At 70.1% G+C, this 15,851-nt stretch carries 15 protein-coding genes; 9 read left to right on the top strand and 6 right to left on the bottom strand.

Annotated features, from left to right (window positions below; translation table 11 throughout):
- Positions 1-48 precede the first annotated feature (48 nt).
- Positions 49-714: an ABATE domain-containing protein gene (locus ACIBSV_RS02630; protein WP_395859067.1), complete on the bottom strand. Its 666-nt coding sequence runs from the start codon at positions 712-714 to the stop codon at positions 49-51.
- Between the two features lie 86 nt (positions 715-800).
- Between ACIBSV_RS02630 and ACIBSV_RS02625 the strand changes: the two genes are divergently transcribed.
- The 3 genes from ACIBSV_RS02625 to ACIBSV_RS02615 all read left to right on the top strand — a co-directional run bounded on the left by ACIBSV_RS02625 (position 801) and on the right by ACIBSV_RS02615 (position 3,241).
- Positions 801-1,601: an MBL fold metallo-hydrolase gene (locus tag ACIBSV_RS02625; RefSeq protein WP_395859066.1), complete on the top strand. Its 801-nt coding sequence runs from the start codon at positions 801-803 to the stop codon at positions 1,599-1,601.
- Between the two features lie 322 nt (positions 1,602-1,923).
- Complete coding sequence (locus tag ACIBSV_RS02620; protein WP_395859065.1) at positions 1,924-2,442, top strand: GNAT family N-acetyltransferase; 519 nt, start codon at positions 1,924-1,926, stop codon at positions 2,440-2,442.
- Between the two features lie 151 nt (positions 2,443-2,593).
- A complete protein-coding gene (locus ACIBSV_RS02615) occupies positions 2,594-3,241 on the top strand; it encodes a formylglycine-generating enzyme family protein (protein WP_395859064.1) in 648 nt (215 codons plus the stop codon).
- A 117-nt stretch (positions 3,242-3,358) separates the two neighbouring features.
- Here the strand turns inward: ACIBSV_RS02615 and ACIBSV_RS02610 are convergent, their stop codons facing one another.
- A complete protein-coding gene (locus ACIBSV_RS02610; RefSeq protein WP_395859063.1) occupies positions 3,359-3,955 on the bottom strand; it encodes a TetR/AcrR family transcriptional regulator in 597 nt (198 codons plus the stop codon).
- Between the two features lie 225 nt (positions 3,956-4,180).
- On the opposite strand from ACIBSV_RS02610, the gene ACIBSV_RS02605 reads away from it, so the two are divergent.
- Positions 4,181-5,053 carry an NAD(P)H-binding protein gene (locus tag ACIBSV_RS02605; protein WP_395859323.1) on the top strand — a complete coding sequence of 291 codons (873 nt, stop codon included), beginning with the start codon at positions 4,181-4,183 and terminating at the stop codon, positions 5,051-5,053.
- 34 nt (positions 5,054-5,087) lie between these two features.
- Here the strand turns inward: ACIBSV_RS02605 and rox are convergent, their stop codons facing one another.
- Entirely contained in the window at positions 5,088-6,530 is a 1,443-nt protein-coding gene (gene rox / locus ACIBSV_RS02600) for a rifampin monooxygenase (protein WP_395859062.1), read from the bottom strand.
- A gap of 40 nt (positions 6,531-6,570) precedes the next feature.
- Positions 6,571-7,356, bottom strand: a complete 786-nt coding sequence (locus tag ACIBSV_RS02595; RefSeq protein WP_395859061.1) for an isochorismatase family protein — start codon at positions 7,354-7,356, stop codon at positions 6,571-6,573.
- A gap of 371 nt (positions 7,357-7,727) precedes the next feature.
- On the opposite strand from ACIBSV_RS02595, the gene ACIBSV_RS02590 reads away from it, so the two are divergent.
- Positions 7,728-8,864, top strand: a complete 1,137-nt coding sequence (locus ACIBSV_RS02590) for a DUF4328 domain-containing protein (protein WP_395859060.1) — start codon at positions 7,728-7,730, stop codon at positions 8,862-8,864.
- Positions 8,865-9,025: 161 nt separating this feature from the next.
- Here ACIBSV_RS02590 and ACIBSV_RS02585 read toward each other — a convergent pair whose 3' ends face one another.
- Complete coding sequence (locus ACIBSV_RS02585) at positions 9,026-9,556, bottom strand: MarR family winged helix-turn-helix transcriptional regulator (RefSeq protein WP_395859059.1); 531 nt, start codon at positions 9,554-9,556, stop codon at positions 9,026-9,028.
- 190 nt (positions 9,557-9,746) lie between these two features.
- Between ACIBSV_RS02585 and ACIBSV_RS02580 the strand changes: the two genes are divergently transcribed.
- Positions 9,747-11,057: an amidohydrolase family protein gene (locus tag ACIBSV_RS02580; RefSeq protein ID WP_395859058.1), complete on the top strand. Its 1,311-nt coding sequence runs from the start codon at positions 9,747-9,749 to the stop codon at positions 11,055-11,057.
- A 1,100-nt stretch (positions 11,058-12,157) separates the two neighbouring features.
- A complete protein-coding gene (dnaN, locus tag ACIBSV_RS02575; protein ID WP_395859057.1) occupies positions 12,158-13,384 on the top strand; it encodes a DNA polymerase III subunit beta in 1,227 nt (408 codons plus the stop codon).
- 31 nt (positions 13,385-13,415) lie between these two features.
- Here dnaN and ACIBSV_RS02570 read toward each other — a convergent pair whose 3' ends face one another.
- Entirely contained in the window at positions 13,416-14,132 is a 717-nt protein-coding gene (locus ACIBSV_RS02570) for an HAD family hydrolase (RefSeq protein ID WP_395859056.1), read from the bottom strand.
- 987 nt (positions 14,133-15,119) lie between these two features.
- Between ACIBSV_RS02570 and ACIBSV_RS02565 the strand changes: the two genes are divergently transcribed.
- A complete protein-coding gene (locus ACIBSV_RS02565) occupies positions 15,120-15,260 on the top strand; it encodes a hypothetical protein (RefSeq protein WP_395859055.1) in 141 nt (46 codons plus the stop codon).
- Between the two features lie 15 nt (positions 15,261-15,275).
- The gene (locus tag ACIBSV_RS02560; RefSeq protein WP_020554288.1) at positions 15,276-15,743 is read left to right on the top strand and encodes a hypothetical protein; all 468 of its coding nucleotides are present in this window, start codon (positions 15,276-15,278) and stop codon (positions 15,741-15,743) included.
- The last annotated feature ends 108 nt before the right edge of the window (positions 15,744-15,851 follow it).

Genomic DNA, 15,851 nt, shown 5'->3' with positions numbered 1-15,851 from the left:
CTGTAGTGCTGGGGAGGATGCCGGCACGCGCCGTCGCTCGCCCTCCGCTTACGACGGCGACTGCGTGGGTGGCTTCTGCGTCTGCGTCTGCGTCAGCGTCTGTGTTCGCCGGGCGTACGCGCGGGCCGCGCGCACTCGGTCGCCGCAGCGGACCGAGCACCACTGACGGGAGGCGTGGGTGCGGACCAGGAAGCGGCTACAGGGGGTGGCGCCGCACGGGGCCAGGCGCTCGGCGTCCGGGCCGGTGAGCAGGTCGGCGGCGTCCGCCGCGAGGATCGCGATGGCGTGATTGACGATCTGGTCGACCGGGTGCGCCTGGGCGCGGTACGGCCCGCGCACCTCGTCCCAGTGCAGCAGCGCGGCCGACGGGGCACTGGTCAACGCGTCGTTGATGGCTCGTACCGACGCGTCGGGCGCCAAGAGAGCACCGATCCGAGACGAGAGCAGTGTTCGCACTTCGTCGCGCAGCGCTCGCAACCGGCCCGCGCACACGTCGTACAGCACGGTGTCCGGCGGCGCGAGCTCTCGGGTCACCAGCCACTCCTTCGCGGACGCGGGCGTGCCGAGCAGATCCACTTCCTGACCACCGGGCAGCGCGAGGTTGGTATTGGCCAGGTCGAGCGCGAGATAACGCTCCGCCCCCGGCGCGGCCGGCAGCACCGGATGAGCGGCGTGGGCGGCACGAGCAGGCTCGCCCAACACGGTCTCCTTCATGACTCTCATGTTAAGCCTTGCCGTTGTCCGTGAGGATCGGCTAGCTTTTCTCACGGCAAACACAACAATTATCCGTGAGGTGTCCAGTGACCGGCAGCAGTGCGACCAACGCGCAGAACGTCCAGGGCAAGCGGGGGAACGAGCAGATCGCCGTCCGCGTCTTCGGTGGTCCCTCCGCGCTGATCGAGTTCGGCGGGCTCACGTTCCTCACCGACCCCGCGTTCGACGCGCCCGGCGAGTACCCCATCGGCGAGAACCGCTTCCTGACCAAGACCGCCCCCGCCACCATCGACCCGGCCGACCTCGGCCCCATCGACGCGGTCCTGCTCTCCCACGACGAGCACCCGGACAACCTCGACCATTCCGGCCGGGCGCTGCTCGCCGACGTCCCACTGGTACTCACCACCCCCAGCGGCGCGGGCCGCCTCGGCGGCACGTCCCGGGGTCTGGCCCCGTGGGAATCGGTGGACCTGCCCCGCCCCGGCGGCGGCACCGTCACCGTCACGGCCACCCCCGCCCAGCACGGGCCGGAAGGCTGCGAACCCATCACCGGCGAGGTCGTCGGCTTCGTACTGACCGCCGCCGACCTGCCCACCGTCTACGTCAGCGGGGACAACGCCTCCCTGACCGTGGTCGAGAAGATCGCCGCACGCGTCGGCCCGGTCGACACCGCCGTGCTGTTCGCCGGAGCGGCCCGCACGCCGCTCTTCGACGGCGCGCTCCTCACCCTGGACAGCGCCCAGGCCGCCGAAGCCGCCTCGATCCTCCGCGCACGGCGCGTGGTCCCCGTGCACTTCGACAGTTGGGGCCACTTCACCGAGGGCCGCACCGCCCTCATCGACGCCTTCACCGCGGCCGGCCTGATCGACCGCCTGGAATTGGCCTGACCCCACCGACCCGAACCCCGGCTCCCGAGACCTCACCCACCTCGGGAGCCGCGCGCAGGCGTCGCCTCCTCGCCCCGCTCGTTTCCCACACCGGACCCGAACGCCGTGCTCCGGGCGGCCCGTCCGTGGCCCCGCCCCGAACAGGACCGGCGGAATCGCGCACCACGACAGCGACCGCGCGCGCCACGACTACGGCTACGGCTACGACCCACCGATGGTCGAACGGGACGACCGGGCACCTCTCCGACCACCGTCAACGCACGAAGTGCAAAGTACGAAGTACGAAGTACGAAACGATCACGATGTACGGAGCCCCAGCGCAATGAGCGGACACCCGGCCGCGGAACGCCTCATCCGATACACGAAGGCCGAGCAGAACGAGATCCTGGGCGACGGTGCCGACCCCTTCGGCGTCGCGGACACCGGCCTGACCTGGCTGCCCAAGGAGGATCACTTCGGCATCAGGGACGCCGGCCGTCTCGTGGCCCACGCCGGATTGTTGCGATTGCCCGTGTCGATCGGCGAGGTCGACACGGAGGTGGTGGGCATCGGCGGCGTGGCCGTCGCACCCGATGTGCGCGGACGCGGACTGGCCCGGACGGTTTTGGCGGCGGCCCTTGATCACGCCCGAACGATGGGGCCACGACACGGCCTTCTCTTCTGTCGACCGCCCCTCGTCACCCTGTACCGGCGGCTCGGGTGGCATTCCCTCGACCGAGACGTACACGTCCGACAGCCCGAGGGCCTCGTTCTCATGCCGCTGCGCACCATGTGGACGCCCCTGCACGACGCCGCGACCTGGCCGGACGGCGCGGTACGCCTGCGCTCCTTCCCGATGTGACCCGCACCCGACCGGCGGACGCGCCACCTCGCCCCGCACAACCGGCCGGGCAGCCCACACCCGGCCCGGGCACCCGCGCGTTCGACCACACGGCCGCCGGAGTTCGAGCCGGTAGGATCAACACCCGATGAACGCCGGTACGACAGATCCGATGATCGACATCCCGCCGGGGCGGGTGACCCTGACCGACCGCCGAACGCAACGCAGTTGGTCGGTCGAGCTGGCGCCCTACCGGCTCGCCGCGTTCCCGGTCACCCGGGCGCTGTACGCGCGAGTCACCGGCCTGCGACCGAGCGGCCCGCAGGGGGATCGGCTGCCGGTCGAAAGTGTCTCCTGGTGGGACGCGGTGCGGTTCTGCAACGCCCTGTCCCGGCGCGACGGGTTCACACCGGCGTACCGCGTCGACGCGGACGACGAGGGCATCGAGTGGGACGCCGCCGCCGACGGGTACCGGCTGCCGACCGAGGCCGAGTGGGAGTACGCCTGCCGGGCCGGCACGACGGGACCGCATTACGCCCCTCTGGACGAAGTCGCCTGGTACCGCGCGAACTCGGGCGAGCGCGTCCACGACGTGGGCGGCAAGCAGCCCAACCCCTGGGGCCTGTACGACATGCTCGGCAACGTCTGGGACTGGTGCTGGGACGTCTACGACGCCGAGGTGTACGGCTCCTACCGGGTGCTGCGCGGCGGCGGTTGGTTCGACGAACACTGGAGTTGCCGAGCCTCCGCCCGCCGCCGCAGCCACCCGACCTTCAAGGTCGACGACGTGGGCTTCCGCATCGCGCGCACCCCCCGCTGACCTGCCCGGCTGCCCGGTCGGTCGGCGGGCCCGCCGCGTACAACGGATCGAAGCCCGGTCCGGGGCCGGTGCGAAGCCTGCTCCCGGTCGGGTCGCAGCCCAGTGCCGGGCGCGGCATCAGTCCCCGTCCACCGCGCTCGCTCCCAACACCCCGGCCGTGAACCGCGCCAGGTCCGCCCGCATTTGCTCCCGCGTCATCCGCTCTCCGCCGACGAGGTGTTCCACGAGGTCCGCGCGCGTGGCGGCGAGCAGGGCATGCGCCGCGAATTCGCCGTCGCCGAATCCGGGGATCCGCTCCAACGCGGCCCGGATCGCGCCGTGCCAGCGTTCGTAGTGTGCCGCGTCGTAGGGACTGTCGCCGCCGGTCCCCTCCAGCGCCAGGGCCAGGTGGCGATGGTCCAGCTTGAAGCACAGGACGGCGTCGAGCAGCGCCGGTACACGCCGAAGCGGCGGCGTGTCGGGCCCCAGGGGCGGTGGACCGGATTCGACGGCGAGCTCGATCGGCGCCAGGCGCATCGCGTACAGCGCTTGAATCAGGCCGGTGCGGTCGCCGAAGCCGCGGAAGAGCGTCGCCTTGCCGACGCCTGCCGCCGCGGCGATGTCGGCCATGGTCACCGTCTCCGGGCTCTCGCAATGGGCGAAGAGCGAATCGGCAGCCGCCAGAACGGCCTCGCGATTGCGCGTGGCGTCCGCGCGGGGCCTGCGTTCGGTCATGCGCTTCCTCCGTCTTCGTCGTCCATGACGCGCCTCCCTATTTCCTCGGGCAGCCCTCGCTTGCAAAGCGGACCCCGGGTCCGTATTGTCGAAGTATGAAACGGACCCCGGGTCCGTATCGTACGGGATGGAGATACCCATGAGCCCGCTCGCCCGCCGGGACGCCGCCGACGTCGCCGGGAGCAACGCGTGAACGAAAGCCGACCCGCGCAGGAGACAGCAGGCGTGCAGGAGAGCCGACTCGCGTACGAGACCCGGGAGTTCACCCTGGTCATCGGAGCCACCGGCACCACCGGCAGCCGCATCGCCGCCCGGCTCCTCGCCGCGGGACACCCGGTCAAGGCCGCGAGTCGGCGCGCCCGTCCGGTACACGGAGCCCATTCCGTGCGGTTCGACTGGGACGACCCCACCTCCTTCGACGGCGCCGTCGAAGGCGTGGACCGGATCTACCTCATCCCGCCGCTCGGCTCCCCGGACCCGGCGGCCGTCATGGTGCCCTTCCTCCGCCGGGCCCGCGCCTCGGGGATCCGACGCGCGGTGCTGCTCGGTTCGTCGGCGATCCCCGCCGGTGGTCCCGCCGTGGGCCGCGTCCAGGAGGCCCTGCCCGACCTGGTCCCCGAGTGGGCGGTGCTGCGTCCCTCGTGGTTCATGCAGAACTTCACCGGCGACCACGTTCACGCGCAGACCATCCGAACGCACGGAGCCATCCGCACGGCCACCGGTGCCGGCCGCGTCGGATTCGTCGACGCCGACGACATCGCCGCCGTCGCCGTACACGCGCTCACCGACGCACAGGCTCCGAACGCCGAACTGATCCTCACCGGTCCCCGGGCACTGGGCTACGACGAGATCGCCGCCGTCCTCACCCGGGTCACCGGCCGCACCATCACCCACCAACGACTGACCCGCGAGCAGATGTACGACCGCCTGGCCACCGACATCCCCGCCGAATTCGCCGCGATGCTCGCCGACATGGACCAGGCCATCGCCGCAGGCGCCGAGGACCGCACCACCGACACCGTCCAACGCCTGACCGGCCGCCCACCCCACCCGTTCCACACCGTCGCGCGACGAGAACTGGGCCGTCACGGCACCTGACGCGACCCACGAGCGCGCCGGCGCACCCGCCCGCTCAGCCGGCCGCGGCGCCGAACCACTCGGACAGCCGGCTTTCCAGTTCCGACTGATCCTCACCCACCCACACCACGTGGCCGTCCGGCCGCAACAGCATCGCGGACACGTCCGGTTCCTCGCCGAGATCGGCGACGTGGTCGACGCGATCCGCCCAGCCCGTCACCGAAAGCCGGCCGGTCCGGTCGAGCAGCAGTCCGCGGCCGGCGTGCATCCGCTCGTACAGACGCCCCACCTTCAGCGGCACGTCCCGCATCCGCCGACCGAGCAGTTCATGGCCCTGGTCGTCGCCGAAGTCGTAGCGGATCCCGACCGCGGAGATGATCTCGGTGACGTACCGGTTCACCTCCTCGAAATCCATCAGCTTCGAGAACAGTTCCCGCAGCGCGGTCGCTCCCGGATCGGTCCCCAGCAGGGTGATCTGCGCCCGCGTGTTCTCCAACACGGCGGCGCCCACCGGGTGCCGTTCGGCGTGATAGCTGTCCAGCAGCCCTTCCGATGCCCAACCGTTGACCGCGGCGCCCAACTTCCAGCCGAGGTTGAACGCGTCCTGCACGCCGAGGTTGAGCCCCTGCCCACCGGTCGGCGGGTGGATGTGCGCCGCGTCGCCGGCCAGCAGCACCCGGCCGACCCGATAGCGCTCGGCCTGCCGGGTGGCGTCGCCGAACCGGGACAACCAGCGCGGCGAGTGCACGCCGAAGTCGGTGCCCGCGACGGCCCGCAACCGCTGCTTGAACTCCTCGAGGGTCGGCGGCGTCGAACGATCCTCGGCCACCCCGTCGGCGGGCACGACGATGCGGTACAGCCCCTCGTTCTCGTCCTGGAGAGGCATGAGGCCGAACCGCAGTTGAGTCTTGTGGACTTCCGCGACGACGGCGGTGATCGTCGCCGGATCCGCAGTCACCTCCATGACACCCAGCATCGTCTCGACCTTGGCCGGCTCCCCGGGGAAGCCGACGCCGATCCCCTTGCGCACCGCACTGCGGGCGCCGTCACACCCGACGAGATAGCGCGAGCGCAGGCGCGTACCGTCCGCCAACTCGACGCTCACCCCGTCCTCGTCCTGGCTCAGCCCGACCACTTCGCAGCCGCGCCGGATCTCGGCACCGAGTTCGCGGGCCCGCTCGTCGAGCACCCGCTCGGTCAGCGGCTGGGGCGTGGCGAGGCCGTACGGGTGCGCCGTGTCCAACCGCTCCGGCCACGGCTTCATGATGCCGCCGAAGAGACCACCTGCCTGGAACTTGTCACTCACCGCAAGGAACCGGTCCAGCAGACCGCGCTGGTCCATCATCTCGACGCTGCGCGTGTGCAGGCCCTGCCCGCGGGATTCCCCGGTCGGCTCGGTCAACTTCTCCAGCACGACCACGTGGACTCCGGCCAGCCGCAACTCGCCGGCCAGCATCAAGCCGGTCGGTCCGCCGCCCACCACGATCACGTCAATCATCAAAAAAGCTCATTTCCGCAGGTTGTCGAGCTGAGGTCGATCATTCTGCGGCTCGACGGGGGCCTTGCCGCAAGCCCCCCGGTGCGCTATAAGTTGAGAGTGGCAAGGAGTGAACACACTCCTTGCCTTTCGCTTTTCCCACCCCATACGGACAAGCGAGCAGTGTGATGAGGTCCCGCGTGGTGCGCACGTCGCCGAGCGATCGGTACACGGTGCGCAGGCTCGCGTTGTGGGCGTGGTCGGTGCCCGTGGCCGTGGCGTCGGCGACGACGATGACGCGGTAGCCGAGGGTGAAGGCGTCCCGGGCACTGGACTCGCAGCACACGTCGGTCGTGGTGCCCGTGATCAGGATGGTGGTGATCCCTCTCGCTTCCAGAAGGCCGGGCAATGGGCAACGCCCCGGAAAGAAGGCGCTGTGCGCGGTCTTTGCCGCGAACAGGTCGCCGACCACCGGTGTCAGTCCGGGACTCAGGCGCTGTTCCACCGGCCCGGTCCCGCCACTGGCCAGGTACAGGGCGGCGACGGTCGGGCCGTAGAACTCCCGAGCCGCCTCGATGTTCGGTGTGGGCTCGGGGAGGACCCACGCAACGGTGCCGCCCGCGCTGCGCATGTGGGCGGCCAGGTTCCGGATGCGGGACACGATGCCGCGGGCGTAGGGATTGGCTTCAGTGAAGAACGGCACCATGTCGATCACCACCAACGCCGTACGGTGCGGATCGAGATGGGGATACGCCCAACGCCGCCCTCGCCGCCTCTCGTGCCGCTCGTACTCGCGCTCCGGGATACACCATGCGTGCGCGGGGTCCCGGTCATTCGAGGTGGGCATGACACCAACTCCTCCTCGCGCCCCTCTCGAACCTTCGCGGTCCAGGGGACTCGGTGTTCGGTGCGACACGACGTCGTCGATGTCCCTGCACGACGACCTTGGGGGTTGCCACGCTCAGGGATCAGGGGGTCGGGGCCAGGATCAGGGGGTCAGGATCAGGGGTCAGGATCCGGGAGCACGGTCAGGGAGGGTCAGGGGCGAGCGTTATCACCCTGCGTATTCATCGTCGACTCACCCGTGACGCGTGGGGGATACACACGGCATGATGCCGGTTACACCATGTGGGGTACAGAGGGCCGGACCGCCCACCGCGACCTCTCCCCCACCGGTGCGCATGGCCGGCACCGACCATCGACGGGGGATCCGAACTCGTGCTCTGCCCATCCTGCGGCGCCCGCTCGACGCTGCCGGACCGCTGTACCAACTGCGGTCACCAGGAATACGCCCCGCCCGCCGCCCCGGTATCCGACTCGACGGCGCCCCTGGACCAGCGCTTCGCCCGGTTCGGTCCCGCCGCGACGCCGCCACCGGGTTGGTACGCCCCGGTCTTCCGCTCCCTGCGCGGACCCGCCCTCGCGCTCTACATCCTGCTCGGCGTCACCGCCGTCTTGTCCCTGCTCGCGGCGATCGCACTGTTCCACCGCGCCAATCTGGTCGACCAGACCCTGCGTGGCGGATGGGTGTCCGCCGACCCCGACGCGGCGAATCATTCCATCGGCGTGTGGTGGGGCTTGGCGAGTCTGGCCATCGTCGCGGTCATGGTCATGTTCGTCATCTGGTTCCACCGCGCACGCCGTAACGTCGAACTCTTCCCGCCTTCGGTCCAACATTTCTCCAGCGGTTGGGCGATCGGCGGCTGGTTCTGCCCGGTGGCCAACCTGTTCTTCCCGCCGCTGATCGCGCACGACATCTGGAAGGCCAGCGACCCGCGCGCGCCGATGCGAGGCGGCTTCACCCCGGGCCGGCATCCCCTCCTGTCGGCCTGGTGGTTGACCTACGTCGCGGCGAACATCGTGATGCTCTTCGGTGTCTTCGGGCGTGAGAGCGATGGCGGCGACGACTTTTCCGGTACCGATTCCTGGCGGGAGTACCACGAGTCGTACCGCACCGCCGACACCGCCGCGGGCTGGGCCTTTCTCATCCTCATCGCGGCGGCCGGCCTCGCCATCGCGGTCGTGGCCCGGATCACCGCATTCCAGTCCGAGTACGAGCGTGCCTTCGTCACCCCGCCGACGATGCACCCCATGCATCCCATGTACGCGATGCATCCCATGCACTCCGCGTATCCGATGCAGGCGGCGCACCCCGCGCATCCCATCGCGGGGATGCCGGGCACGCCGGGGATGCCCTCGATGGAACCGGCCCCCTCGGCGTACCCGACGCCCCCGGGCCGGCCGACCCACCCGACGCAGCAGCCCGATGCCGGTCGGACGACCGGAAGCCACGAGCCGCCCCCGGTCCCCCACCAGCCCCCGCCCCGCCCCCGGAACCCGCCGGCCCCGTTCTGACCGAGCCGGGACCCCCCTCCTCCCGCGAAGTTGCCCTGGACAGAGGGGCATTCGGCGCCGGCACGGGCAACTCCACGGCGACGGAGAGGCCGCGACTCGCGTCAGGCGTCCGCACCCGCGGTCACGTGGTGACGCGGTCATGCGGTCATGCGGTCGCACTGTCAGACGTTGTCGCGTGTCCGTCCCCGTGATCGAGGCATCTCGGTCGCGGCGGCGATCTCGCGCAGGGCCAGCGTCGCCGCCTCGATCGCCGCCGCCGGTGCGCCGCGCCAGACCTCGGCGTGCGCGGCGGCGTTGGCACGGACCGCGTCCTCGGCGACCTGTACGCCCCGCGGCGTCAGGCTGATCAGCGTGCCCCGCCCGTCGCCCTGATCCGGAAGACGTTCGGCGAGACCCTCTGCGACCAGATGGTTGGTGACATTGCTGGTACCGCCCGAGGAGAGCAGCAGCGCGCGGCTGAGTTCCGTCGGCTTGAGCCGATAGGGCGCGCCGGCCCGACGCAGCGCGACCAGGACGCCGAACTGGGCCGGGGTGAGCCCGAATTCGGGTAGCTCGCGTCGGGTCGCCTCGTCCAGGTCGGCCGCGAGCAGCATGATCCGCTTGCTCAGTTCCGTCGTCGCGTCCAGCACGTCGGGCAGTTCGGTCTGCCACGCGCCGATGAGGGCGCTCGCACGGTCCTGGGGGGCAGTCATGTTGACAGCGTATTACAACCACCTGATAGCTTTCAGAAAAGCTTTCAAGTGAGCTTCTTGGTGTTCGACGTCAGTTCGAGACCGGTGCGAGCCCGGTGCGAGCCCGGTTCAAGCCCGGTCCGACTCCGGTCCACTTCCCATCCGTTCTGCTCCGATCCCCCATACCTCCACCCACCCTCCGGAGACACCCGTGACCACCTCCGCCACCCACGCCCGCACCCACTCCCCCGACCGGTTGCTCCTGCGCGGCGGCACCGTCGTCGACACCGACCCGCATGTCACCGCCCGGCCGAACACCGACGTCCTGATCGAGAACGGCACGATCGCCGCCGTCGGCTCCGGGCTGTCCGCCGAGGGAGCCGAGGTCGTCGACGCACGCGAGCGGATCGTGCTGCCCGGATTCGTCGACACCCATCGCCACGTCTGGCAGTCGGTACTGCGGGCGGTGGCCGTGGACAGCGACCTCGGCGACTACCTCGGGTTGGTCCTCGGCCGACTCTCCCCCGCGATGCGTCCCGAGGACGTGTACACCGGCAACCTCGTCGGCGCGCTGGAGTGCCTGGACTCCGGCATCACCACGGTGCAGGACTTCTCGCATGTGCAACACCGCGCCGAACACGGCGACGCGGCGGTGAGCGGACTGCGCGCGGCCGGCATCCGGGCCGTCTTCGGCTACGGCCACCCGCCGTTCGACCCGGCCGCCCGCGACCCGCGCCTCGTGCGCGACCTGCGCGCACGACTGTTCGCCGGCGACGACGAGCTGGTCACTCTCGCGCTCGCCCCCGGCGGGCCGTCGTACACACCGATCGACGTCGTCGAGGAGGACTGGCGCCTGGCCGCGGAGTTGGACATCCCGCTGGCCGTACACGTCGGCAGCGGTCCGGTCGCCCAACGTCCCATCGAGGCGCTGCGCGACCGCGGCCTGCTGAACGCACGCACGCTGTACATCCACGGCAACTCGCTGCCCGACGACGAGCTCGCGATGATCGCCGACTCCGGCGGCGCGCTGTCGATCGCGCCGCACATCGAGGCACAGATGGGACACGGCGCTCCGATGATCAACCGCTCCCGCACCGTGGGACTGGTCACCGGTCTCGGGGCCGACGTGGTCACCAGCGGCCCCGGCGACATGTTCTCGCTCCTTCGCGCGGCCCTGCTGACCAGCCAACTAGCCAATGGATCAAGGCTGTTCGCAGCCGACATGCTGCGTATGGCCACCATCGGAGGGGCCGCCGCGCTGGGCCTGGCCGATCGAATCGGATCGCTGGCCGTGGGCAAGCAGGCCGACGTGGTCCTGCTCCGCGCGGACGCGGTCAACCTGGTCGGCGCCACGCACGACATCGCCGGGGCGGTCGTGGCGTGCGCCCATCCGGGCAACGTCGACACCGTCCTGGTCGCGGGCCGCACCGTCAAGCGCGCGGGCCGACTCACCCACCCGCACCTGTCGACCGCTCTCGCGGACGCCCACAACTCCGCCGCCCGCCTGGCGACCACGCCCTGACCCATCGAGCACGAGCCGGCACGACCGGATACGACCGGGCGTGCCGGCAACGACACCCGACGATCGGCAACCGGCAACCGGCCGGGAAACGGCATGCGGTGCCGGTGGCACCCCACATGTCCTCCCGGTTCACTCACCTCCCGCTTCCCCGTTCGTTGACCCGTGGACAGTCCTCATGCAGGCTCTGGTCCCAGATGTGGGGGATCATCGTGGAGAGGCACAGGGTGACGTACTGCGGGAGCTGTTCCGGACAGCGCTATGTCCCGATGGACACGATCTGCAACGGCTGTGGCGGGTCCGGCCAGAACGGAATGGGCTCGGACAACAATTGGTCCTGCTCGGGATGCGGCGGATCCGGGCGGATGCAGGCGATGGTGCCGTGCCCGACATGCGGTGGGTCAGGGGGATTCGCGGACGGCGGCGGCCCGGCGTACGCACCCCCGCAGGTCCCACTCACGCGTGCCGGGCGAATAAAGGCCAAAGTCTTCAACCTGGTCGCCCTCGGCGGAGTGGCCGCATACGTGTACTACTCGACACGATAGACCCCACCGAAGCCGAGCCGACACCGCAGCCGAGCCGACCCCGCACGGCGGCTTCGGGCGGAGCAACGGTCACCGTCCGGTCCGCCCGAAGCCGCGCGGAGGACGATGCCTCCGCGGCGGAGAACGACACCTCTATATACAGGACGCGCTCATGGCTGGAACGCGCCTATATAGGGGTACCGCTTCAGCGAGCGAACCCCCTCCGCCCGGCCCCCGAGGCACACTCGCCCGCACGCCGTCGCCACACCATCCGCGCCCACACCCGGCCCGCGGTCACCGCCTGGCGAAGCTCGCCTCGCCGAACCGGCGCCGCTCCCACTTCGGCGAGACTGCTCGACCCGCGCGGCGATCGACCGTCCCCGCAATCGGCCTTCCTTACGATCGCCCCTCGCCGCAATCAAACTTCCCTGCGGTCGACCTTCCCTGCGGTCAGCCTTCGCCGCGACGGGACACCGCTCTCTGTCCGAGCCCTCCGTTAGTGTCGCTTCCCCGACAATCGAACAAGGATTCGATCGACAAGCGACCATTCTCCTCGTCGAGTTCTCGGAAAGGGCCCCTGTGAAGGTACGGATATCCCGCGACCGCCTCGTCGAGGGCATCGGCTGGGCCGTGCGCGCACTGCCCGCGCGACCGGTCATTCCCGCTCTCGCCTCGTTCCGACTCACCGCTGCCGACGGCACCCTGACAATCTCCGCGTACGACTACGAGGTGTCGGCCGGTATCGAGGTCTCGGCCGAGGTCGGCCGGCCCGGAGAGATCCTGGTCCCCGGTCGGCTGCTCGCCGACATCGCGCGCGCCCTCCCCCGCGACCACCCGGTGGACCTGAGCGTGGACCCGGCGCGAGCCCGGGTGACCTGCGCCGGTTCGTATTTCGCGCTCCCGCTGCCGGCTCTCGCCGACTATCCGGCCACGCCACCGCTGCCGGAGACCGCGGGGACCGTGAGCGCGGCCGGATTCGCCGAGGCCGTCGCGCAGGTCGCGATCGCCGCGGCCCGGGACGAGAGCCTGCCCGTACTCACCGCGATCCGGCTGCACCTGGCCCACGACGCGCTGATCCTGGCCGCGACCGATCGTTATCGGCTGGCGGTGCGACGGCTGCCGTGGCGCCCGGCCACCGAGGATCCGGCGCGAACCGCCCTGGTGCCGGCTCGGGTACTCGCCGATCTCACCAAGCACCCGGGAGCCGGCGAGGACCTCCGGCTCGCACTCGGCCCGGAACCGGGTCGCCGCGGCCTGCTCGGGCTGGCCGGGGGTGGGCGACACGCGACCACGCGACTGCTCGACCACGAGTTCCCGCGTTACGACTGGCTGTTCGACAACGAGACCACCGCCGTCGCGACGATCGACGCCGCGGCGCTGATCGAGGCCGTGCGGCGGGTGTCCCTGGTGGTCACCCGCAACGCCCCGGTCCGGCTGTCGTTCGCACGGGACTCGCTCCGGATCGAGGCCGGTACGACCGACCAGGCCGAAGCGCGCGCAACGGTGCCGGTCGCGATGACGGGCGAGCCGACCAGGGTCGCGTTCAATCCGACCCACCTCCTGGACGGCTTGGCCGCGCTCCGTACGCCGACCGCTCGGCTGGTGTTCAGCGCACCCACGAAGCCCACCGTCCTGACAGACGACACCCACGCGGACGAGCCGGAGCGGACGAACGGGTCCGATGATCCGAACTCACCGGCCGAGCCGAACAAGCACGCCGGCAGCCCGAATCGCGACGCCGACGCTCCGAGTGCCTCGGAGCCTCCGGACTATCGCTACCTGCTGATGCCGATGCGCGGCACCTGATCAGCCTGCCGGCCCGACGACTCGCCAGGACTCACGCCGCGCGGCCCATCAGCGCGTTCAACACCGCGTCCGTATCGGCCAGGTCCGCGAGCACAACATCGGCGCCCGCCTCCGCCAACGCGGCCATGCTCGTCCTACCGGTCGCCACCGCCACGCACCACGCGCCGGCCGCCCGGGCCGTGGCGACATCGCGCACGGTGTCCCCGACTATCACGGTGTCCGCACCGACGTGCCGCAGACCCAGGTGCTCCTCCGTACGTGCGAACGCCCGCGCGGGCAGGTCGGTTCGCTCGTAGGCGTCGTCGCCGTACGCACCGAGCCGGAAGTCGACGTGGTCGGCGAGGCCGAAGACCGTCATCTTCAACACGGCGAGCGAGTAGAGGTTGCCGGTAAGCACCGACTGGTGTACGCCGGGCATCGTGCCGAGCGCGGTCAGTACCTCCGACGCACCTGCCAGGACACGCCCTTCCGCAGCCAACTCGGCTTCACGTACCCGGAGTTCGGCAACGATCAGGTTCAGGAAGGCATCGAGCATGCCGCCCTCCGGGGGCATCCCGTGCGCACGTAGCACCTCGCTCGCCGCAGCCAACTCGGTACGCCCGTCGAACTGCCAGGGCTGGTCCAGCGCACGCCCGGAAATCTGGCGAAACGCCGCGGCGTAGGCTCGCCTCGACACCGTTCCGCCGTCGATCAGCGTGTGGTCGATGTCCCACAACACCAGCCGGGGGCCGGCTTCATCAGTCGCCATGCGCACTCCGATCGTCGACAACCACGTGTGCGGCCGTTGCTCAGAGCATCGCACTCGTCGCCCCACGCATCGACGACGGGGTCACCGAAGTCACTACGGAGAGCGCTGACATGCGCACTCGGAGTGCTTTTCGTCGGATCGCGCCACTCCCGGGATGCCCGATCGATGGATGCCGAGACAAGCCGATGACGCCGAGGGCACTTCCTTATCAACCCTAAAAGTAGATTTCCTGGCTATTTACGGTGATTTCGACGGTCGATCACGCGGCCCGGCTCATGCCCGGGAAAGCGCGGCACCGGCGCTTCGCGGCCCCACACCGCCGCCCGCCGTGCTTTTCCGAGAGCCGGCGGGCCCCGATATCACCATGAATCCACCGCGCCCACTCTGCGGAGAGGCACGAGGAAGGCTCTGGGAAGGCCCCGGGAAGGCGCCGGCAGGGCATCACGGAGACGCCGGACAAACGCGAGAGAGCGCCGCGTAAGGCGTCGCATGGACGCTGATGCACGGAGACCAACGGACGGGTTGAGCCACTCCGGAAATGGCCTTTGACCTGCAACTTGCATGGCAACCGGTTCGGCAATCCGCACGGCGGTCTGTCCGTAGAAATGTGCGTGGCGATGTGCGTGCAGATGTATGACGTTCTACAACCCAACCCGTTCGTCAATCCGCATGGCTGTATGGGCGGGTGTGCGGGTGGCTGTGCGGCTCGGTCGGCGGACGCGCGGAGTCCTGGGCGGCCGGTCGGAGCAACGGGCGGAACAGCGGCCCGGGCGGTGGAGCCGCCGGTGGATCTCGCGGCGGGTCTCACGACGGGGCGTCGGCTCGGTGTGGCGGCCGGTCACGCAATGGGGCGAACGGTGGATCCGACGGTCGATCAAGCACCGGCTCACGCGAACGAACACGCGACGAAACAGACGACGGAGCACACACTCGGCGCCTGGGTATTCATGCGTGACAGGGGATGGATGTGCGGGCGGATCTTCCAACATGCAGATCGAACACGGCGGCAATGCCTTATTTTCTGGGCTTTTGCGCTGTTCTCGTGACGACGTCATCGCGATACGCGACACGCCGACTCTCCTGACAGGAAGTTATTTGCCGGAGATCGCGATAGGCTTCGGGCGTTGACACGAAAGGACGGTCATGGCCACTTCCCGGGAGCGTTGGACCGTGGCGAGGCTCGCGGCCATCGCGGGTCTGCCCAGCAAGGTGGGCTACGAGGCACGGGACCGAAACGTGCTGCACCCGACGGTGCTCTCGCCCAGCGATGTATTGCCCCTGCTCACCTTCGAGGCTTTGCGAAGGATCAGCTGGCCGGGCGAGAACTATGCGCGCAACACGCCACAACGTCTGCGCCTGTGGGAACACCTGGCCATCGAGCACTCACGAGTGGGCGATCTCGCCGATGTCGACCCGATGACCGGCCTCTACGTGCACCCCTCGGGTGCCGACCTGGCCGTTCGACCGAGTGAACACGCCGCGCTCGCGCTGCGGTTCGTCGAAGAGAACACGCCTTACCAGTACCTCACGCTCGGCGCGTGGGCTCAGCAGGCTCTGCGGGCCCTCGCCGCCGAACAGGAGCAGGTCGGACGACGCCACGGTGCCGCCTGACCACCCCGCGGCGGAATCGGCCGCAAAAGCAGAGCGAGTGGCCTAGGAGTCCAGCCCTAGTCCACTCGCTCGCAGCTCAGCGCCCCTAAGGGCGCCGTCGGAGAAAGG

The organism is Embleya sp. NPDC050154 (assembly GCF_044460165.1).
GTDB lineage: Bacteria > Actinomycetota > Actinomycetes > Streptomycetales > Streptomycetaceae > Embleya.
Note: the sequence above shows the minus strand (reverse complement) of the source record. Positions and strands in the feature narration are given on the sequence as shown.